General features: G+C 48.0%; 19 protein-coding genes and 1 tRNA gene. 5 read left to right on the plus strand and 15 right to left on the minus strand.

Translation table 11 applies throughout. The features are described 5' to 3' along the window. Window positions 1-57 precede the first annotated feature (57 nt). Both BOCO_RS06010 and BOCO_RS06015 read right to left on the minus strand, forming a co-directional pair. Window positions 58-1089 (minus strand): DUF8094 domain-containing protein, encoded by a 1032-nt coding sequence (locus tag BOCO_RS06010; protein ID WP_244568770.1) that lies wholly within the window; start codon window positions 1087-1089, stop codon window positions 58-60. Continuing rightward, window positions 1089-2435, minus strand: a complete 1347-nt coding sequence (locus tag BOCO_RS06015; protein ID WP_094723239.1) for a hypothetical protein — start codon at window positions 2433-2435, stop codon at window positions 1089-1091. The genes BOCO_RS06010 and BOCO_RS06015 overlap by 1 nt, the downstream gene beginning before the upstream one ends. 80 nt (window positions 2436-2515) lie before the next feature. Between BOCO_RS06015 and BOCO_RS06020 the strand changes: the two genes are divergently transcribed. Then, window positions 2516-3478 carry an FKBP-type peptidyl-prolyl cis-trans isomerase gene (locus BOCO_RS06020; protein WP_094723241.1) on the plus strand — a complete coding sequence of 321 codons (963 nt, stop codon included), beginning with the start codon at window positions 2516-2518 and terminating at the stop codon, window positions 3476-3478. Window positions 3479-3586: 108 nt separating this feature from the next. Here BOCO_RS06020 and nrdH read toward each other — a convergent pair whose 3' ends face one another. The 10 genes from nrdH to atpB all read right to left on the minus strand — a co-directional run bounded on the left by nrdH (window position 3587) and on the right by atpB (window position 12020). Further along, window positions 3587-3832, minus strand: a complete 246-nt coding sequence (nrdH, locus tag BOCO_RS06025) for a glutaredoxin-like protein NrdH (RefSeq protein ID WP_094723243.1) — start codon at window positions 3830-3832, stop codon at window positions 3587-3589. Window positions 3833-4109: 277 nt separating this feature from the next. Then, window positions 4110-4853 carry an endonuclease NucS gene (gene nucS, locus BOCO_RS06035; RefSeq protein WP_094723247.1) on the minus strand — a complete coding sequence of 248 codons (744 nt, stop codon included), beginning with the start codon at window positions 4851-4853 and terminating at the stop codon, window positions 4110-4112. A gap of 7 nt (window positions 4854-4860) precedes the next feature. Continuing rightward, window positions 4861-5151, minus strand: coding sequence for a F0F1 ATP synthase subunit epsilon (locus tag BOCO_RS06040; protein ID WP_094723249.1), 291 nt, complete (start codon window positions 5149-5151; stop codon window positions 4861-4863). Beyond that, complete coding sequence (atpD, locus tag BOCO_RS06045; protein ID WP_094723251.1) at window positions 5151-6644, minus strand: F0F1 ATP synthase subunit beta; 1494 nt, start codon at window positions 6642-6644, stop codon at window positions 5151-5153. Before atpD ends, BOCO_RS06040 begins: the two co-directional genes overlap by 1 nt. A gap of 8 nt (window positions 6645-6652) precedes the next feature. After that, complete coding sequence (locus BOCO_RS06050; protein WP_094723253.1) at window positions 6653-7591, minus strand: F0F1 ATP synthase subunit gamma; 939 nt, start codon at window positions 7589-7591, stop codon at window positions 6653-6655. A gap of 3 nt (window positions 7592-7594) precedes the next feature. Then, window positions 7595-9241 carry a F0F1 ATP synthase subunit alpha gene (gene atpA, locus BOCO_RS06055; protein WP_094723255.1) on the minus strand — a complete coding sequence of 549 codons (1647 nt, stop codon included), beginning with the start codon at window positions 9239-9241 and terminating at the stop codon, window positions 7595-7597. 52 nt (window positions 9242-9293) lie between these two features. Continuing rightward, window positions 9294-10121: a F0F1 ATP synthase subunit delta gene (locus BOCO_RS06060; RefSeq protein ID WP_094723257.1), complete on the minus strand. Its 828-nt coding sequence runs from the start codon at window positions 10119-10121 to the stop codon at window positions 9294-9296. 61 nt (window positions 10122-10182) lie between these two features. After that, window positions 10183-10725 carry a F0F1 ATP synthase subunit B gene (locus tag BOCO_RS06065; RefSeq protein WP_094723259.1) on the minus strand — a complete coding sequence of 181 codons (543 nt, stop codon included), beginning with the start codon at window positions 10723-10725 and terminating at the stop codon, window positions 10183-10185. Between the two features lie 118 nt (window positions 10726-10843). Then, on the minus strand, window positions 10844-11071 hold the full coding sequence (gene atpE, locus BOCO_RS06070; protein WP_094723261.1) for an ATP synthase F0 subunit C: 228 nt from the start codon (window positions 11069-11071) through the stop codon (window positions 10844-10846). A 136-nt stretch (window positions 11072-11207) separates the two neighbouring features. Beyond that, on the minus strand, window positions 11208-12020 hold the full coding sequence (atpB, locus tag BOCO_RS06075; protein WP_094723263.1) for a F0F1 ATP synthase subunit A: 813 nt from the start codon (window positions 12018-12020) through the stop codon (window positions 11208-11210). A 273-nt stretch (window positions 12021-12293) separates the two neighbouring features. On the opposite strand from atpB, the gene BOCO_RS06080 reads away from it, so the two are divergent. Continuing rightward, window positions 12294-12370, plus strand: a tRNA-Met gene (locus BOCO_RS06080). 523 nt (window positions 12371-12893) lie between these two features. Here BOCO_RS06080 and mmsB read toward each other — a convergent pair. The 3 genes from mmsB to BOCO_RS06100 all read right to left on the minus strand — a co-directional run bounded on the left by mmsB (window position 12894) and on the right by BOCO_RS06100 (window position 16907). Beyond that, complete coding sequence (gene mmsB, locus BOCO_RS06090) at window positions 12894-14063, minus strand: multiple monosaccharide ABC transporter permease (protein WP_244568772.1); 1170 nt, start codon at window positions 14061-14063, stop codon at window positions 12894-12896. A gap of 62 nt (window positions 14064-14125) precedes the next feature. Further along, complete coding sequence (locus tag BOCO_RS06095) at window positions 14126-15655, minus strand: ATP-binding cassette domain-containing protein (protein WP_211278697.1); 1530 nt, start codon at window positions 15653-15655, stop codon at window positions 14126-14128. Between the two features lie 97 nt (window positions 15656-15752). Continuing rightward, window positions 15753-16907 carry a substrate-binding domain-containing protein gene (locus BOCO_RS06100; RefSeq protein WP_094723269.1) on the minus strand — a complete coding sequence of 385 codons (1155 nt, stop codon included), beginning with the start codon at window positions 16905-16907 and terminating at the stop codon, window positions 15753-15755. A 267-nt stretch (window positions 16908-17174) separates the two neighbouring features. Here BOCO_RS06100 and BOCO_RS06105 point away from each other — a divergent pair, with 267 nt between their 5' ends. Genes BOCO_RS06105 through BOCO_RS06115 form a run of 3 tightly spaced genes read left to right on the plus strand, consistent with a single transcriptional unit; the run spans window position 17175 to window position 19587 of the window. After that, a complete protein-coding gene (locus BOCO_RS06105) occupies window positions 17175-18368 on the plus strand; it encodes an ROK family transcriptional regulator (RefSeq protein WP_094723271.1) in 1194 nt (397 codons plus the stop codon). Window positions 18369-18373: 5 nt separating this feature from the next. After that, entirely contained in the window at window positions 18374-19240 is an 867-nt protein-coding gene (locus BOCO_RS06110) for an ATP-binding cassette domain-containing protein (protein WP_244568771.1), read from the plus strand. Further along, the gene (locus BOCO_RS06115; RefSeq protein ID WP_094723275.1) at window positions 19237-19587 is read left to right on the plus strand and encodes a hypothetical protein; all 351 of its coding nucleotides are present in this window, start codon (window positions 19237-19239) and stop codon (window positions 19585-19587) included. The genes BOCO_RS06110 and BOCO_RS06115 overlap by 4 nt, the downstream gene beginning before the upstream one ends. Window positions 19588-20010 lie beyond the last annotated feature (423 nt).

Genomic DNA, 20010 nt, shown 5'->3' on the forward strand with positions numbered 1-20010 from the left:
TTAAACCTAGCTCACCTGGAGGCAGCAGGCGAGCCAGGTTTCCCAGCAGCTGAGCCTTTATACTGCTTCAACTTTCACAGGCTGTCGTTCAGCTCCCACTGCGGTAATAGGCTGAGAAGAGGCAGCAGGCGGAACATAGAGGGCAATGACATTAACATACGTTACCTTCATAGTGCTGGTTGGCTTACCACCAGCAAACAGTGCTTTTTCTGCGTCCGAGGCAGGCAAAGACTCACGCCCCTCCCCTGCCTTACGGGTCCATACTGAATTAATCTGTGCCACAACCAAGTCGCCACCCTCAGAGGAACGCATAACCTTGATCTGCCCTGCCTCTGGAACAAAAGTCTGATGCTGCTCACCCTTGTTCGCATCTATACCTTGCTGAACGGTCTCTGTGAGCTTGTCGATAGAGTCCCGCAAGTAGTCTGCACTAAAATCCTTAGCAAATTTGCTGTTCTTGCCGTACTGAAGGAGGTCAGCATAACGCTCTGTAGCTTGCACAGGAGTCGCTTTGAGCCCTTTGTCGTCCGTCTGCCCCATCTGAGCACCAATTGTTGGAACTGGGAATTTGGGAAGTTGGGCCCCCTGGAAGAGGCGGGCAACACCCCAAAGCTTATAATTTTCATGAGCTGAAGCCTGGTTCATAACCAGTAAACGCTTGGACTGCTGATCCTCAGTTGTAGTAGTAATAGCAAAGACCGATCTCGGCCATCCACTATCGCCAGGAATAACTGTTTGAGCAATATCTTTAGGTATTGCTGTTTTAGGATCTAATTTGCCAGTAGATTTAGCAATTGACAATTCACTGGAACGAATGGTTAACTGTGGACCTGTCACACGTTGATCTAGCCCAGTAGCGTCCTTTGCTGAATTAGCTTTTTCGAGTACCTCGACAATGTCCTCCCGAATCTTCTTTTCCTGCTCGGTCGTTAAATCAGGCGTTGGAGCAGCCGAAGATGAAGATGAGCTAGTCCGCGTGCTGGGCTGAGGAACCTGCCCCTCACACGCACCTAAGCTCAATACAGTGGTAATACTGATTACCAGCATAAGTGTATTCTTTGCCAGCTTGTAATGACGGCCTTGAATCATTACTCTACTCCATCCTGACCTTGCGTCTGCGGTATATACTGGTGCCTACCTGTACGTTCGCGAGCCTTGAATACTTCTGTGGTTTCATCGCTGATACCTTCATTCGAAGCGAAGTACGTTCGATCGTCTATACTTCCATCATCATCCTCGTAATGCTGGGGAATAGCACCAACCGTGCTGTCATCAATATCCGGCTGATTAGTGTCGTCAGGAATACTTGCGTTTGAAGTATCATCATTCACATCGTCTACGGATTTCTTCCGCTTGCGCTTAGCTGTGCGCGAGCTTCCCCCTATTTCACTGGCAAATCGTTGCAAGTAATCTTGCAGGGAACCTGAATTAGCACCGGTAGGATCATCAGAACCGACCTGCTCAGATGACTGCGATTGCGGTGGTTGCTGGTCCTCAAGCATGTTTTTCGCGCTAATGTCAACCACTTTGGGCTGGCTCTCTTCAGCTACAGCAGTCTGCGTGCCATGACGACGATGACCGTCTGTTTGAGACTTAGAGCGACTAAGAACAGAAGCGAAAGTACGACCGAAAGCCTGAGCTACACTCAGTTGCTGCTGCTCTTCGAGTTTTTCAGTCTTTTTCTTACGTAACTTTGAAGGTTCCATGGCAAATACAGAAGCAGAAAGAACTGCTAATACTGCTAGTAATCCACCTGCAAAGTAGAGGGGCATCGCAAAGTTCGGTAGCTTATGACGCTGCCAGTGCATCTGCACTTTAACCTCAGGCTGGCTGCTGCTATTACTTGATTGCCGCTGGCTACTGTTCCTTTTCGACGGTTCGACGCTAATGATAGCAACCTGTCCTGCCTCATGAGAACCAGTATGCATCGATACAGTTTTAGAAGAGCACTTGACCTTTTGCCACATGTCTGACTGTCGAAAATCGACATGCTTGTTTGACTCTGCAGCTGGCTTGCCGGTTACTTGTTGGTTTTCAGTTTGAAGCTGGCTCCAGGTAGCTAAACCTTTAATACGCTGATATTGGTGGCCAGATATCCATCCAACTGCATCCTGAGAGCTACCTATTGCTATGCATACTTCATTGTCGTGTTGTTTATCTGTTGAGTCCCCTAATAAGGAAGCTGTAACTGTTGCATCATCATCTACCAGCTCAAGTACTCCTGGATCTGTCACAATATACCGAGAGTGCAAAGTAGTTTGAGCACTTACCTGAGGATTAGGTTTCCATACCGTGGCGTTTATAATACCAAAAACAATACAAGTTACTGCCATCAGAGCAAAAATGGGTGCGACGATCCCGCGCATGATCTTAGCTCTGCGTGTAGGTCTACCTGTAGCCACGCTCTTTACGTTTTGATCTTCTTGTCTGCTCATAACATGCCTCATTCTACAGGCCACTGTTGGCAAGTCGCTGCGAGAAGGAAAATCGGCCTCGAACGATAGTGTATGTACTTATGAATTCACATATACTTCGAACACTAAGCAAAAGTATTACTTTGCTGAGCACTCTGGCTTTAGGCGTAAGCCTGACAGCCTGCGGCTCACCTACCAACCCTACACCGAGTGAAAAACAAACGGACACTAGTGAATCCTCCAATAAAGGAGCTGCACTTGTAGGCGTAACTGCCGAAGGCCAGCCAGGGCAAAAACCTACGATAACTTTCAAAACACCATTTAAGGTAACAGACAAGTCTTCCGTAGTTTTGCAAGAAGGAGATGGCGAAAACATCAAGGCCGGCGATCGCTTGTGCGTTCGAAGCATCGCTATCAGCGCAAAAGATGGCAAGGAACTGGACTCGACTTGGGAAAAAGGCGAACCTGACTGCCAAATCGTTGTAGACCGCAAGACCTATCCAGCTTTTTACGATAAATTCTTGAAGATGAAAGTAAACGGCACTATTGGCATAGGCATTGACGACAATACTTCTGCCGATAAGAAATCAAACTCATATATCATGGCCCTCACCGTCGTTTCTAAGTCTAAGGCACTAACTCGAGCCACTGGCAAACCGGTATCAGACATACCTGCTGATTTACCGAAAGTAACTCTCAATGAGCACGGTAAACCTAGCTTGCACTTAAATGGCTACCAGCCTTCTGGCAAGCTCGTTGCTCAACCGCTCATCAAGGGAAGTGGGCCTGCCGTCAAAGGAACCCAGTCCGTTTCCGTACAGTACACTGGATGGCTGGCTTCTAACGGCAAACAGTTCGACTCCTCTTGGGATAGGGGAGAACCTGCAGACTTCAGTCTCGATGGCGTCGTTAAAGGGTGGAAAGAAGGCCTGACTAACCAGACAGTCGGTTCACAGGTACTTATTGTAATACCACCAGAATTAGGATACGGGGCACAGCAGCAGAAAGAAATTCCAGCAAATTCAACACTCATCTTCGTGGTTGACATTCTTTCAGCATACTAAATTGAGCCTCTGAACATCACTTACGCATACAGAAGGGCCCGCAAGCCAACACTTGCGGGCCCTTCTGTATATACACGGTGCTCCCCTATCTAGGAGAGCTCTATGAATTCACGCATGTACCGTAGCCATCTCACGAGCTAACTGCTTAATCATATCTGGACGATAACCACTCCAACTTACCTGCTCACTGACAACGATCGGAGTCTGTTTAAATCCCTGTGCAAGGAAGTCTTCAACTTGTTCAGGATTAGCAGTCAGATCTACAACTTCAAAGTCAATACCTTGCTTAGCAAGCTGACGCTTCGTAGCATCGCACTGCGGGCAATGAGCTTTAGTATAAACCGTAACTGACATGAATCCTTCTCCTTATTACCGCGATGCTGTGAGCTTTAATACGACAGCTTTCAATCTCACTCTTGGTGACATCTTTCATGTACTTTACAGGAGAGGTCTGGAAAGGTAAACCACAACAGCTAGTGGCGTGTCTCAAGATAAACCCTATATTTAGTAGATTCCAGCGCCTCGACAGTGACAAAATCCACACAAATAAAAATAGCTATTACGTCACATTTTTCAGGCCCACTACACAGGAGACTCCTGCCCACCTCTTTGTGAACACGGGCAACGAGCATTAGAAGAGAGTCATCTCTCCACTGTCCTCGCCCTTCATCTCCTCATAGTCCAAGATGAGGCACTCCAAGCCACGGTCCTCGGCCAGCACCCGGGCTTGTTGGGTGATTGTCTGTGCAGCAAAAATCCCTCTCACAGGGGCTATTAGAGGATCACGATTGAGTAATTTAAGGTATCTGGTTAGCTGCTCAACACCATCGATCCCACCATGACGTTTAATTTCTATGGCCACATGCTGACCATCTTTATCGACAGCCATGATATCAACAGGGCCAATTGCTGTAGGATATTCACGCCGCACAAGCTTGGCGCCCTTACCTATACGTTCAATCTGCTGAGATAAATAGTGCTGAAGATGGTCTTCAACACCATCTTTAACTAGCCCTGGATCTTGACCCAGCTCGAACGCTTGATCAAGATAGATATGGTAGAGACTAACAGTAAGAACGTCACTCGATTTTGTGGCACTAACCTTGAATATTTTTTGGATTTGCGGAGCTTCTTCTGCTGTTACCGGTACTGCTTGTACAGGTACTGATTCCTGGCTGGTCTGTTCACTTTCTGGCTCCAACTCTTTGAGTGTGCATGGGGCACACATCCAGTTGAGCGGTTTATAGGATCCTATTTCTGAAAAAATGAGGCAAGACGAATCTGCCTTAATCAACAATACCCGCTTCGCTCGGGGCAAGCTCGCCTTGAGTCGCCCCGAGTACTCAGCAGAACAATCTGCTACAACTATGCGCACAGAAACCTCACTGGCCGCTCGGATACTGACTCTTGGTACTGTGTTCAACAGCAACAGTCAGCTTATTGGAGTCAAATGATATAAAACCTTCATCAACATCGAAGCTCGTACTCGTTCCATCTGCTTCGATCACGGTGACGGTACCCTTCTTAATCAGACTCAAAATAGGTTCATGATTAGGAAGAATACCCATGGCACCCTGCTGGGCTGGAATAGAAACGGAACGAGCCTGACCGGACCAGACGGGCCGGTCAGTTGCCACTATGTTGACTTGCATCGTATTGCTTGAGGCAGGCATTATGACTTCAATTCCTTCTGCATATCGTGCCAGTTGCGCTCGAGGTCTTCAATGCCACCAACTCCGGTGAATGCCTGCTCGGGCACTTCGTCGTAGGCACCATCGCAGATGCGAGTAAATGCTTCAATAGTTTCAGAGGCAGGAACATATGAACCCTTACGGCCGGTAAACTTCTCAGCCACATAGAAGTTCTGTCCTAGGAACTGCTCAATCTTGCGCGCCCGATTAACGGTGGTCTTATCCTCCTCGCCCAGCTCGTCGATACCAATCAAAGCGATGATGTCTTGGAGCTCCTTATTGCGCTGAAGGATAGCCTTAACTCTGTTGGCACATTCATAATGAGCCTGACCCACATACCGGGGGTCAAGGATTCGGGAAGTCGAAGCCAAGGGGTCTACAGCTGGGTAAATGCCCTTAGAAGCGATATCACGAGATAACTCTGTAGTTGCGTCCAAGTGGGCGAACGTGGTAGCAGGAGCTGGATCAGTGTAGTCGTCAGCAGGCACGTAAATGGCTTGCAGAGACGTAATCGAATGACCACGAGTCGATGTAATGCGCTCCTGAAGCGCTCCCATCTCGTCTGCTAAGTTGGGCTGGTAGCCCACAGCAGAAGGCATTCGGCCCAAAAGTGTTGAAACCTCAGACCCCGCCTGCGTGAAGCGGAAGATATTGTCAATAAAGAGCAAGACATCCTGATTCTCCACGTCACGGAAATACTCAGCCATCGTCAGAGCCGTCAGTGGTACGCGCAAACGAGTCCCTGGGGGCTCATCCATCTGACCAAAGACCAAGGCAGTCTTTTCCAACACGCCAGACTCTTCCATCTCACCAATCAGATCATTACCTTCACGGGTACGTTCACCGACACCAGCAAAGACGGAGACACCACCGTGGTTCTGAGCCACGCGCTGTATCATCTCCTGAATCAAGACGGTTTTACCGACACCAGCACCACCGAAGAGACCAATCTTGCCACCTTCCACATATGGTGTCAGCAGGTCAATAACCTTGATGCCGGTTTCGAACATCTGAGTCTGGGACTCGAGTTCGTCGAACGCAGGAGGATTGCGGTGAATAGACCACCGCTCCTTAACCTGAATAGTCTCGCCTTCCTTCTGGTTGAGGATATTGCCAGCTACATCAAAGACATGACCCTTTGTCACATCACCGACAGGGACCCTAATAGGACCTCCAGTATCGGTAACTTTAGCTCCGCGGACCAGGCCATCAGTAGGTTTCAAAGCCACTGTTCGTACAGTCGAATCACCCAGATGTTGCTCCACCTCAAGCATGATGGTGGACAGGCTTTCACCTTCTGTATCTGACGACTTATTCAGGTTGACTGTTAGTGCATTGTATATGTCTGGCAAGTGACCAGCTGGAAACTCCACATCAATGACCGAACCCTGCACACGAGTAACACGGCCTTGTGAGGCTATGTCTAGCGCCGGATCTTCGGCACCGGTGGTTTGCCGCTCTTGCTGTGCAACCATAGGTGTTCCTACTCTTCCTCTTTGTTCAATGCATCGGCAGAACCGATGATTTCCGTAAGTTCTTGGGTAATTGACGCTTGTCGTGAAGCATTAAGCTTACGTGTCAAATCATCAATTAATCCGCGGGCATTATCCGTGGCTGTGTGCATGGCGTTCTGCCGGCTCGCTGTCTCGGCAGCAGCAGCTGTCAAAAGGCATTCGTGAATGCGACCTTGAATGTACTTGGGAAGTACTACGTCTAACACCTTATTGGCGCTAGGCTCGAAGCTGTACAAAGGTGTAGCCTCTTTCTCCTGCATACCTTCGGCTGGCAAAGGAGCTTCAACAGCACTAACTGCGTCGTCCGCATGCACCAACTCCAGAGGAAGCATTCTGAGTACCCGCACCTTCTGGACAACCATATTGACAAACTCTGTGAAGACGATATAAAGCTCAGAAACACCACCCTTAGCAGCGGGTGCCATGTAGGCGTCCAGCAGAGTTTGTGAAATATCTTCAGCAATCTCGACACCTGGTTTGTCAGTATCTCCTTCCCAAGTCTTAGCAATGTCCCTATTGCGGTACTTGTAGTAGGAGATACCTCGCCTACCGTACACGTACAGCTCTGCTTGCCGCCCGACCTGGTCTAACTTGTTGAGCAAATTTTCAGTCTCGCGAATAATCGACGAGGTATAAGCTCCTGCCATCCCACGGTCAGAAGTCAGTGCAAGTACTGCCACACGAGGGTTGTCCTCATTTTTCTGTATTAGCGGATGCTGCACGTCATCAGTGTGAGCCACTAAAGCCTGCACGGCGTCGAAAATCGCATCAGAGTATGGCTTCGCATCCAATGCCACCTTACGGGCCTTAGCAATATGCGAAGAAGCAATCATCTCCTGGGCATTAAATATCTTCTCTAAAGCCGAAGTGGAAGCGATCCTAGACTTATATGCGAGCTGTGAGGCCATCGTTTACCGCTCCCCCACCTTTGAAGCCTGAGCTACAAGCTTCTCCTGCTCAACAGGAACATCTTCTTGCTCATCAGCAGCATCTTGACCATTTAGCGTCTTACCATCATGGGTCACAAAAGTCTTTGCGAAATCGTCTGTCGCTCGATCAAGCGCCTTTTCTGTGTCATCGGTAAAGTCACCAGTTTCACGGATAGTCTTAAGAATATCGGTGTTGTGATCTAGATAGTCCAGCAAACCATGTTCAAAAGGTAGAACGTCCTCAAGGTCTAACTCATCTAGCTTCCCATGAGTGCCAATCCATACAGACACCACCTGATTCTCCATTGGGTAAGGAGAAAATTGGGGCTGCTTCAGAAGCTCGGTGAGACGAGCTCCACGAGTGAGCTGAGCCTTGGAAGCCGCATCCAAGTCGGAAGCGAACATCGCAAAGGATTGCAGGGAACGATACTGTGCCAGAGAAATCTTCAGTGTTCCAGAAACCTTTTTCAAGGCCTTCGTCTGGGCTGCTCCACCAACTCGGGAAACTGAAATGCCCACATCCACAGCAGGACGCTGGTTGGCATTAAAGAGATCGGACTGCAAGAAAATCTGACCGTCAGTGATAGAGATTACGTTAGTCGGAATATAGGCCGAAACGTCATTAGCCTTAGTCTCGATAATTGGTAAACCAGTCATCGAACCACCGCCCAAATCATCTGAAACCCGGGCACAGCGTTCCAACAGCCGAGAGTGGAGGTAGAAGACATCGCCAGGATATGCCTCACGCCCCGGTGGACGGCGTAGCAACAAAGAAATCGAGCGATAAGCTTCTGCCTGCTTACTCAAGTCATCAAAGACAATAAGCACGTGCTTGCCGTTATACATCCAGTGCTGACCGATAGCAGAACCAGTGTATGGGGCTATGTATTTAAAACCTGCTGAATCAGACGCTGGAGAAGCCACAATGGTGGTGTACTCCATAGCTCCAGCCTCTTCCAGGGAGGAACGAACCGAAGCGATAGTAGAACCCTTTTGCCCGATAGCCACATAGATGCAGCGCACTTGCTTTTTAGGGTCACCGGACTCCCAGTTTGCCTTCTGGTTGATGATGGTATCCAAAGCAATAGCAGTTTTGCCTGTTTGACGATCTCCAATAATCAGCTGGCGTTGCCCTCGACCGATTGGAGTCATGGCATCAATAGCCTTTAATCCAGTGGACATGGGCTCATCCACTGGGTGACGGTGCATCACATCCGGGGCCTGAGCCTCGAGAATGCGTCGACCCTCAGTCTTGATCTCGCCGAGACCGTCAATAGGCTCACCCAAAGGGTTAACCGTACGACCTAGATAGCCATCCCCGACCGGCACTGATAGTACTTCACCAGTCCTGTGGACTTCCTGCCCTTCTTCAATTCCCTCGAAGTCGCCGAGAATTACCACGCCGATTTCGCGAGCGTCGAGGTTGAATGCCAAACCGAGCGTGCCATCTTCGAAGGTCAGCAACTCGTTAGCCATGCAACCAGGCAGTCCCTCTACATGCGCAATACCATCTCCAGCTGTGCGGACACGTCCAACTTCTTGCGTTGGCGAATCCGACGGCTGATATGACTCCACGAAATCGTCGAGAGCCTTGCGCACCGCGGCGGGATCAATGGTCAATTCTGCCATGATCACTCCTTATTGTTGTTCTTTTTCAAGTCTGTCTTACAATCTGGTTAATTCAACTCGAAATAGCCATTTGTCGTTGTAACTGCTTGAGCTGTGTAAGGACCGTGTTGTCAGTTACCTGAGAACCATACTCCACTCGCATGCCACCAATGACTTCTGGATTGACTATAGCGTTTATATAAATTGCTCGACCTAGTTTCTGAGAGTATACATCCACCAGCTTGGCCATCTGTTCATGCGTTAACGGTACAGCAGTGACTACTGTCACCATCGTTTCATTCATATGAGCAGAAAAACGGTCTACCAACCAGTCGATGGTATGTAAAAAGCTACGGCCGCGTAAATCTCGGGTCGCTTGTTCCACTAATTGCATAGTCTCTTTGTGTAAGCCTTTACCAACCAAAAGCTCATCTAACAGATTCACTCTAGCTTGTGGTTTGCTGTACTCATCAGAGAGACGGAAAAGCACGATAGGATAATCAACGAAAGCCGAGTGCACTTGTGTCAATTCATCGGCTACCTGATCAGTAATACCTAAAGCATCTGTGTAGTAGGCCATCGCATCAACAGCTAAATCTTCAACTGCATTTGCTATATGCTTGACCTTGCTCCAGTAGCGGGTCGACAGGTCCTTGACAATGCTAACCGTGAGATCTTGTGCACGCCCGGCTAGGAGCTCACTCACTACACGTTCTTTGTCCGTGTCCGGTCGAGAGGGATCAGTCAGTGCCCTTTCCAACTGCGGATACTGATCAAGTAGCGTCACGAAGCTAAACAACTCTTGAGCTACGTCAATAGCCCCAGTACCTGCCTGCTGTAGAAGGGGAGCGAACGCTTGGCGAGCCCCCTTATCAGCGGCTAGTGATGCTTCTCCTCGCATAGTTCACCTCCTCCTCGCGTACCGTTTATCCTCAGCACATGCTGAGTAACTCTACCTGTTATCATGCCTTCGGTTTACCTGCATCTTGCTGACCTGCGTCAGCGATAATCGAGTCAATCATTGAAGCCTGCACGGAATCGTCCTTGAGCTGTGTGCCCAGGATCTTTCCAGCAAGAGCAGCTGCCAAGGTACCGACCTCGCTTTGGAGAGAGACGAGAGCTTGCTGCTGCTGAGACTCGATGGATCGTTGAGCATTGGCAGTAATTTGATCGGCCTCACTCTGTGCCCGTGTACGAGCATCTGCGACGATGTGCGAGGCTTCCGCCCTAGCATCATCGCGAATCTTCGATGCCTCAACCCTAGCTTGGTTGAGTTGATCCTCATAAGACTTCTTGGCTTGATTAGCTGCTTCCTGCGCCTTCTTTGCCTTTTCCATACCACCTTGAATCTTGGCAGCACGTTCATCGAAAATAGCTTGGAACTTGGGCATAAAGTACTTGCCGAAGAAGACCGCAAGAATGATGAGAATGACTAACGACCAAAAGATGTCATACGTCTTAGGGATAAAGAGGTCAATACCCCCATCTGCCGCTATAGACTCCACCAGCGTCTCCTTTCCTTCAACCTACCTTGTACTTGGTATTTGTTTGCTAGGAATTGCACTTTGCATCTTTGCTCTGGACTGCTTTTGCAGAAGGATACAAATTACAGTGAACCGCTCACTATGCAATGAAGATAGCTACGAAGCCCAGCAGACCAAGCACCTCAATCAAGGCCAAACCAATGAACATGGCTGTCTGCAATTTATTGGCGATTTCGGGCTGGCGAGCCATGCTCTCAACCGTCTTACCAACCACAATACCAAGGCCTAGTGCTGGGCCGAGAGCTGCGAGACCGTAGCCCAAAATGCTGATGCTGCCCGTTACCTCAGCGAGAGTGATGATATCCATTTGTGTTCCTTTCCTAAACCTTATTTCGGTTATGGATTATTGCGCGAAACCGAATGCTGTCAGCCGCGATCTCGCAAGTCTATTTATCTCTTACCGCTCATGTACGCGAGTGCTACGAAGCGTGAGAACACTGTTATCAGTCCTCCTCTGGGTAGCTCTGGTTAATGTACACAGTCGTTAAAACAGCAAAAATGTAGGCCTGCAAAGCCGCCACAAACATTTCGAATGCTGTCAGTGCAAAACCAAGACCAAACCAGCCAATGCCGGCAATAGCTAGAAAGTGGTTGCTTGCCTCGATAATGTAGAACTGAGTGAATGCCAAACAGATAGCCACTAAGAGATGGCCTGCAATCATGTTGGCGAAGAGTCGGATTGTAAGGGAAGCTGGTTTAATGATCAGCAATTCCAAGAGCTGGATCGGTGTCAGAATAATATAGAGAGGCCACGGTACGCCAGCTGGGAAGAGCTCCTGTTTTAAGTACTTCCACAATCCTTGCTCACGAATACCGGTTATCAGGTATTGGAAAAGCGTCCACAAAGCAAACACTAAAGGCATTGTGATAGTGGCCGTTGCTGCGATATTCAAACCCGGTACGATACCGCATAGGTTGAAGACCATCACGGTTAGAAAGACAGTTGTAACCATGGGAACATATTGGCGGCCCCTCAGCTCACCCATGACTTCATAAACAACTGAGTCTCTCACAAAATCTAAAAGCCACTCAATAGCACCCTGCCAACGCGATGGTATGAGTTTAGCTCGAGCTGCCGTAATGCCCAGTACTAAAAGAATAACGACCATTGCAATGAAACGAACCAGAATAATACGGTTCATAGCAAATGGAGTCCCCTGGAAAAGGATCTCTGGAGGCATGAAGTCATCGATACCGGGCAATTCCGGTTGAGAAGCTGCAAGGGTTAGCATGTCGCTCCCTACTCCTTGAAACATCTACCGCCTCCTGACAGTGGCACTTATGCTTACTGTAGCGCTAGTCGTCCCCATTCACCATTTACCACAGGAAACCAAACTACAGAGCTTGATTTCCTGGAGAGATACATGTAAATGTTATCGACGTAACAAAATACTCCTTTTTCGGGCGTATGGTAAATTAACTCAATAAAAGTCTCTAATCAAGCCACATATACGGCGTTTCACTCAAGGCATCAATTTGACATTAGCTCCAATGCAAGTATAGTAGACAGAGCTGCTTGTAGCAGCCGTCGCGGGGTGGAGCAGCTCGGTAGCTCGCTGGGCTCATAACCCAGAGGTCTCAGGTTCAAATCCTGACCCCGCTACCAAGAAGCCCGGAATCCTAGTGGTTCCGGGCTTTTACTGTTTTTCTACTAGTTACACCCCAGCTTTTGCACCTCAGTCACCACTGCATACAGAAGCTGACCTTCTCAAACTCATCTACAGCCCCTAGTGGAGACCTTTTAGGCAGTTACAGGCTTTGCTGCGCATTCAATCCTGGGAGGACTCACTTGAGGCAGGGGTGTCAGTGGAAACGGTTTTCTCTGCTGCTCTATTGACCTTCCAGGCACAACAACCGCAGTACATAGTAACCACACCCAGACATAATGAAAACACTATTGTCGACCAATGAAGGAGACTGCCATCCTTCGATGCTTCAACGAGGGATTGAACTAACCACAAGGCGCAAGCAAGGGCTGTTAACGCATACATTCTTGCTCGAGCTTTTCCCGTAATTTGCATGATGTTCTCCATTTCATAAAGCCTGCATATTCCAGCAATGGGTACGCCCCGAGTCCACCTGGAAACTTGGCCCCGGGGCAATGCACTAGCAGTGGTTCGATAGTGCTACTACTTCTTGGTCCGCTTAGACATCACATCAATAGCCACAGCCAACAGCAACACCAGACCCTTAATAGTCTTCACAATGGCTGTATCTACGCCCATAATGGACAGACCCTGGTTGATGACACCCATAACGAATGCACCGACTACAGCACCAGGAATGGTTCCTATACCACCTGTAACAGCTGTTCCACCAATAAAGCAAGATGCTATAGCGTCCATTTCGAATTCCATACCAGCTTGCGCAGTTGCCGAAGCTAGGCGAGAAAGCATGCAGATAGCAGCCACAGCCGAGAGGAAGCCCATATGTACAAACAAGGTAAAATCAACTCGCTTGGCATTGATACCAGATAAGACTGCTGCCTTGCGATTACCACCCACCGCGTAAACATGACGACCGAAAACTGTTCTGGTCAGGATGAAGTTGTACACGAGTACCAATACAGCAACAATAACCAGCATAATTGGGGTTCCGCCTTGGGTTTCATTGCCCGATGACGCAAGAAGGTAGGTAACGAAGGCAATCACCAGCGCAGCTACCGCGATTTTACCAATCATGAGTCCCTGAGATTCTGGTACTAAACCAACGGCTAGGGTCTTACGACGCTTGGAAATCTGCGACCATGCATATGCGAGAATGCACAGAAGGCCAAGCACAATGGTCAAGCCGTCGAAGGGACCCCACCAGCCAAGAATGTTAGGAAGGTAATCACGAGCAATTCCCCTGAACTGCAAGGAGGTAATAGGAACTGACTCACCAACAATTACGGTCGCAAGACCACGGAAGATGAGCATGCCTGCAAGAGTAGTAATGAAGCCTGGTATGCCGACAATTGCAACCCAGAAGCCCTGCCAGACTCCAATAAGCAGACCAACAATCAAAGAAAGGAAGATGGCCACTACCCAATTAACACCCATATGCTCCATGAGGATGGCACAGACACCGCCAATAAATGCAACCAAAGAGCCTACAGACAAATCAATATGGGTGGCAATAATAACCATCACCATACCAATAGCCAGAATAATCACATATGCATTCTGCTGAATAAGCGAAACGAAGCTGTTCGGTTTTAGTAACACACCTTTCGTAAGTACTTCGAAGACGAGGACAATAACTACTAACGCACCAACGATGCCATACTGTCGAGCATTACTGGCTAGCGACGCCAGCATGCCTTCACCTGAACTGTTAGCATCTACCTGATTTGGGGTTTTCTTCTTTGCAACTGGCGAGTTCATCGCGTCGCCACTCCCTTCTTTTCTTGGGTCATGCCCTTCATAAGATATTCCTGTGAGAAATTCCGACGTTCCACATTGTCGGTAATTACGCCTTGACTGACGGTGTAAATTCGATCGCATATGCCGATCAGTTCTGGAAGTTCAGAAGATATAACGATGACAGCCTTGCCTTCATCAACAAGTCGGTCAATAATTTCGTATATCTCATACTTTGCGCCCACATCTATACCTCGAGTAGGCTCATCCAGAATTAACACATCAGGGTCTGCAATAACCCACTTTGCTAAAACAACTTTTTGCTGATTACCACCAGAAAGCGTCGAAACTGGTACGTCAATATTGCTGCACTTGATCTTGAAATCCTTCCGGTACTCTTCGACTTCAGTGCGTTCAATATTTCCATCCATCACCCCGTACCGACTCATTTTTTCTAATGATGCGAGGGCAGCATTCTCTCTGATATTTTGCAAAAGATTGAGGCCGTACACTTTGCGGTCCTCTGTAGCGTATGCTAGGCCTGCGTTAATGGCGGACTGCACGTTATGCAGCTCTACTTCTCGACCGTTTATTTCAAGGCTTCCACTAATGTGGCTACCATAGGAACGCCCGAAAATACTCATTGCCATTTCGGTTCTGCCTGCACCCATTAAACCGGCGAGCCCTACGATTTCCCCGCGTCGCACGACCAAGTTTGCATGGTCTACAACGACTCTGGATGTATCGAGAGGATGGTAAACAGTCCAGTCTTTTACACGGAAAACTTCTTCGCCAATATGCGGCTCATGCACCGGATACAGGTTTGTCAGCTCTCTACCGACCATCTTCTGGATGAGGACATCTTGGTCAAGGGGATGTTCGGAATCAATACGAATCGAACCCACTGTTGAACCGTCTCGGATTACAGTAATACCGTCTGCAACTTCTCCTACTTCACCCAACTTATGGGTAATGAGAATACTCGTAACACCTTGCTCGTCCCTCAGCTGACGAACTAGGTTGAGAAGGTGCTCGGAATCTTCATCGTTAAGAGCAGCAGTCGGTTCATCTAATATCAAGAGCCGAACATTCTTGGATAGAGCTTTGGCAATCTCCACCAGCTGTTGTTTGCCAACGCCAATATCCATGATTTTTGTATCTGGGTCTTCGTCGAGTCCAACTCGTTCCAGCAGTTGCATGGCCTTAGCTCTGGTAGCATTCCAATCAATAACTCCACCATTAGCTTGTTCATTACCCATAAAGATGTTTTCAGCAATTGACAAGAAAGGGCTCAACGCCAGTTCTTGGTGGATAATGACAATACCGTCAGCTTCAGAATCGTTGATGGTGTGATACTGGCATTGCTTACCGTCAAATTCGATCTCACCACCATAAGAACCATATGGGTATACACCTGATAGCACGTTCATCAACGTTGACTTGCCAGCACCATTTTCACCACAAATGGCGTGAATTTCCCCCTTATGCACCTCCATAGTGACACCAGACAATGCTTTAACCGCTCCAAAGCTCTTGGTGATGTTATTCATATGTAAGATGATGTCTTCTTGAGTCACAATTATTACCTCCTGTCCTCACCGGGAACTACCTGTACAGGTAGTTCCCGCTTGACAGACATATCTACGTTTACTTGGTCAACTGGTCGAATCGTTCCTGAGTAAGGTATTTTGCCTTAACGAGGTCAGCGAGATTCTTTTGGGTGATTCCCTGAGGTTCAAGAAGCTTGGAAGGTACGTCTACAGAATTGTTGTTGAACTTGCCATTAAGTCCAGATACGTTTTTACCTTGCGCTATTTCAAGAATCATGTCGTATACAGCGTCAGCCAGCTTGTTCACATCCTTGAAGACTGTCTCTCCCTGCAAGCCTTTTGAAATATTTGACACCGCAATTTCCATAGCATCTTGTCCGGTGATTTTTGGCCAGTTATCTGAGTTCGGCCGCATATCTGGTCGCTTGGACTGTATTGCGTTAATAACTCCCTGAGAGATGCCGTCGTAAGGGCTGAGCACAGCATCCAACTTCTCGCCATGAGCGTAGGTTGAATCAAGGATAGACTCCATGTCTTTTTGCGCCTGTTCAGTTTTCCATGACTGTACTGATATCTTCTGCCAATCAGCAACCTTAAAGTCCTTGCTTACACCACCACCATGCTGGGATGGGCTCACCAAGACACCAGATTGGAAGTATGGTTGCAGTAACTCCCAAGCTCCTTTGAAGAAGAACTTGGCATTGTTGTCGTCCGGCGAACCAGAGAAAAGTTCGACGTTATAGGGACCTTTTGCGCCTGACTTTAGCCCAAGCTGATCGATCAGCCAGTTTGCTTCCAAAACTCCAGTCTGCTCCAGCTGGAACGTTGCATAATAGTCAACTGCTTTGGTGTTCATAATCAACCTGTCATAGGCAATCACCTTAGCACCAGCGTCTTTGGCCTTTTCAACAGCAGGCCCCACTGCGGTTCCATCCTTGGAAGCTACAACAACGATTTTTGCTCCCTTGTTCACCATATTCTCAATATCAGCATTTTGCTGGGCCGGTTTGTCGTCAGCAAAAGAGAGCACAACCTTATACCCAGCTTTCTCTAGCTTAGCTTTCAGGTTGTTACCATCCTTATTCCAACGTTCTTCTGACTTCGTTGGCATAGAGATACCGATAGTTCCACCCTTTTCCATTGCTTCGGAACTACCTGTTCCCCTAGTTGAACGAGTGCCACCGCATGCACCCAGAGCAGCCAACATGGTGATGCCCAATGCTGCCGCCAGGACCCGCTTCACGGTTCTCATAGAAACTCCTTCATCTTTGAAATCCTCTGGTGGGCAACCATGCCCACGAATCCTCATTCTTTGAGGTCTGGTAATAGCATACAATATTGCGTTCAAGACTTCAACACAATATGTAAAAAATTACCACTATGAGTTTGAATAGTAAATTAAAACGAACGTGCAGGCCCTCTCCCATATGCATTGACAACGAGGAAGCAGTGCCCTCACGTCCATACATATGCTCAATAAATGCACCACTTTCGTCACTCCCGATTACACTAGTACTTTATGGCACATCGTTTGTTTGGATCCCAAACCTCTCTGCGCGAAGCAAATCGCGTCTTGTTGTTGGACACAATCAGACGATTTGGCGCCATGACGCAGATCGAACTAGCAGAAAATACAGGACTTTCAACTGCAACCGTTTCAAATCTCGTCCGCCAGATGAGCGATCAAGGTCTGCTGGAGACATCGGTAACGACCCACAATGGTCGAAGGGCAACGTTGGTTATGCTCACTAGGCAGAAAGGCATAGGAGCAGGTCTGTATATCGGCCGACGTGATATGAGACTTGAAATTATCGATTCCTCGCACACCATTTTGTCCGAGCACAATCTACCACTGCCCAACCATCACAAGCCAGACACCACCATAGAGCGAGCTGTAATCCTCATTGGAGAAACACTCACTTCCATTGGAGCGCGAGCAGATGAACTCGTTGGTTTAGATATAGCCCTGGGCGCTCCAGTGGATTGCAGGACACACCAGCTGGCCATTCCTGGCATTCTCAAAGGCTGGGATAACCAAGATGTTAAAGGAGCTTTTGCAGAAGCACTCAATGTTCCAGTTAACGTCGACAATGATGCAAATTATGCTGCACTCGTGGAATTGCGATTAGGGGCAGCAACAGGTAAAAGACACTTTGTTTACGTTCAAGCCAATGACGGCGTTGGAGCTGGCATAGTAATGAATAGCGAAATCTGGAGAGGCACAACTGGCCTTGCAGGTGAAATCGGTCACGTGCAGGTAGACCCTCTCGGCGATATCTGCATTTGTGGAAACAGAGGCTGCCTCAATACAGTGGTGAACGAAAACAGACTTGTTTCACTTTTAAGTGTCACGCATGGAGCCATGAATATGGAGAGCCTCGTGGGCAGCGTCAATAAGGGGGATCCTGGTTGCCGCCGTATCGTTGCTGATGCAGCTATCAGGATCGGCAACGTTGTTGCAGACTTATGCAACGCCGTAGATCCCCAAGTAGTCATTCTCGGTGGCATGCTCAGTGCCACTGGTTCAGTCTTCTTAGATCCCTTACAAGAAACACTACAACGAATGTTATTCCCAGATGCCATGGTTCCTATGGAAGTTCTACCTGCACGCTATCCCATAACCGGATCAGCTCTCGGAGCAGCTATGATGGCAGTTGACAGGGTAAACGAACACATAGCAGTGTCCACCAAGTCCACAGAGCAATCATCGTAAAGGAGGTGGTTGAGTTGCATGATGCCGCACCATTAATGGAGATGAGTGACATCTCGATACAGTTTGGATTGGTACCAGCTCTTAAGCAAGTAAATCTATCTATAGGTAGGCACGAAGTTTTAGCCATCGTTGGCGACAATGGAGCTGGAAAGTCTACTCTAGTTAAAATTATGTCAGGACTCATTCACCCTGCTTCTGGCACACTGTTTTGGAAGGGCAAAGAGGTCAGCATACCCACCATCCGAGCAGCAGCACAACTTGGTATTGCTGCCGTCTTTCAAAGCCAAGACTTCTGCGATAATTTGGATGTTTCAGCCAACCTATTCTTAGGCAAAGAACTCACCAACAAGCATCTGCGGCGAAATGATGAAGCTATGCAGAAAAAAAGCAGGGAAATCCTTCACTCTCTTTCTGCCGCAATCCGGGTCGGACAACCTATGTCCTCTCTATCGCTAGGGCAAAAACAAACAGTTTCAATAGCCCGAACCTTATTAAATAACCCAGATTTAATTCTCTTGGACGAACCAACTTCATCATTATCAGTCATGCAAACAGCCGAAATACTGAGCTATATTAAGCGCATGAAGTCAGAAGGTCGCAGTGTAGTCATGATTTGCCATGATCTTCCTGATGTTTTCGCAGTTGCAGACCGTATAGCTGTCATGAGACAGGGACGGTTGGTGAGCGCCCTCAATACTGCTCACACCTCATACGAGACCATAATTGCCTTGTTATCTGGGATGGATCCCGGAGAAGTTATGAACGAACAAGAGCATCGTGATGCACTGACCAATATTACGGCTCGAACACAAGCTTTGAAAGGCACCCGCACTTTACCATTAAACGAACCAAGAGAACAGGAATCGGTATGACAACAATCGACTATGCCATTATTATCATTCCAGGCGCCATCACCTTGCTTGTCGGTTTCTTCCTAGGATTACTCCCCTTACAGAACGATCAACTGACTTCTTCGCAGAAGTCATGGTCCCAAGTGGTCTCGTTAATTGGCATTGGACTCGTTGTCATTCTCATTTTTCTTGGAAAGAACACTGCCTCTTGGATATGTATTGGAACGATGGTCTTAGGACTGCTTATTGCCATACTTCCACCCATCAAACGAGCCATGCTTACCCGTTTTTCCTGGTTCCACCCACAACCAACTTCCAACAAAAGCCGGAATATGGAAAAAGGTAACAACAATAGGCAAGATAAGTGAATAGCAAACAACTTGTTTCCTGATTAATATTCCCCCAGTTTCCTGCTAACACTTCGATTATTCACACAATCGACCAACCTTTGCTTACACCTGTCAGGAATACAGCCAGACAGCAGATTTTATACGAGGAATATCCAAAAATCATAAACAACAATAGATATATTGCACATACCTGCCAGCAATGCCCAAGATATGAAGAGCATCAAACCAATATGCACCCCCTACTCTTACACAAGTTCACAGCAGTAATACTCTAGCCAGTACCAGTGCTACGTAACAATATTCATATCTTTTGGAATTCACTGCTTGCACTTAACAACCAACCGCGAAACGAGCTGCTCATCACACCAGGTGGCAAGTGAGAACCAATCGAACCGGAGATAGACTGCGGCAGGAGCAACTACCAATTTTTGCCGCAGTCTT

Source organism: Bombiscardovia coagulans (assembly GCF_002259585.1).
GTDB classification, from domain to species: domain Bacteria; phylum Actinomycetota; class Actinomycetes; order Actinomycetales; family Bifidobacteriaceae; genus Bombiscardovia; species Bombiscardovia coagulans.

Coding starts and splice junctions, on each gene's coding strand:
- BOCO_RS06010 (WP_244568770.1), bottom strand. CDS start 1,089: ATGATTCAAGGCCGTCATTACAAGCTGGCAAAGAATACACTTATGCTG.
- BOCO_RS06015 (WP_094723239.1), bottom strand. CDS start 2,435: ATGAGCAGACAAGAAGATCAAAACGTAAAGAGCGTGGCTACAGGTAGA.
- BOCO_RS06020 (WP_094723241.1), top strand. CDS start 2,516: ATGAATTCACATATACTTCGAACACTAAGCAAAAGTATTACTTTGCTG.
- nrdH (WP_094723243.1), bottom strand. CDS start 3,832: ATGTCAGTTACGGTTTATACTAAAGCTCATTGCCCGCAGTGCGATGCT.
- BOCO_RS06040 (WP_094723249.1), bottom strand. CDS start 5,151: ATGCCTGCCTCAAGCAATACGATGCAAGTCAACATAGTGGCAACTGAC.
- atpD (WP_094723251.1), bottom strand. CDS start 6,644: ATGGTTGCACAGCAAGAGCGGCAAACCACCGGTGCCGAAGATCCGGCG.
- BOCO_RS06050 (WP_094723253.1), bottom strand. CDS start 7,591: ATGGCCTCACAGCTCGCATATAAGTCTAGGATCGCTTCCACTTCGGCT.
- atpA (WP_094723255.1), bottom strand. CDS start 9,241: ATGGCAGAATTGACCATTGATCCCGCCGCGGTGCGCAAGGCTCTCGAC.
- BOCO_RS06060 (WP_094723257.1), bottom strand. CDS start 10,121: ATGCGAGGAGAAGCATCACTAGCCGCTGATAAGGGGGCTCGCCAAGCG.
- atpE (WP_094723261.1), bottom strand. CDS start 11,071: ATGGATATCATCACTCTCGCTGAGGTAACGGGCAGCATCAGCATTTTG.
- atpB (WP_094723263.1), bottom strand. CDS start 12,020: ATGTTTCAAGGAGTAGGGAGCGACATGCTAACCCTTGCAGCTTCTCAA.
- mmsB (WP_244568772.1), bottom strand. CDS start 14,063: ATGCTGGCGTCGCTAGCCAGTAATGCTCGACAGTATGGCATCGTTGGT.
- BOCO_RS06095 (WP_211278697.1), bottom strand. CDS start 15,655: ATGAATAACATCACCAAGAGCTTTGGAGCGGTTAAAGCATTGTCTGGT.
- BOCO_RS06100 (WP_094723269.1), bottom strand. CDS start 16,907: ATGAGAACCGTGAAGCGGGTCCTGGCGGCAGCATTGGGCATCACCATG.
- BOCO_RS06105 (WP_094723271.1), top strand. CDS start 17,175: ATGGCACATCGTTTGTTTGGATCCCAAACCTCTCTGCGCGAAGCAAAT.
- BOCO_RS06115 (WP_094723275.1), top strand. CDS start 19,237: ATGACAACAATCGACTATGCCATTATTATCATTCCAGGCGCCATCACC.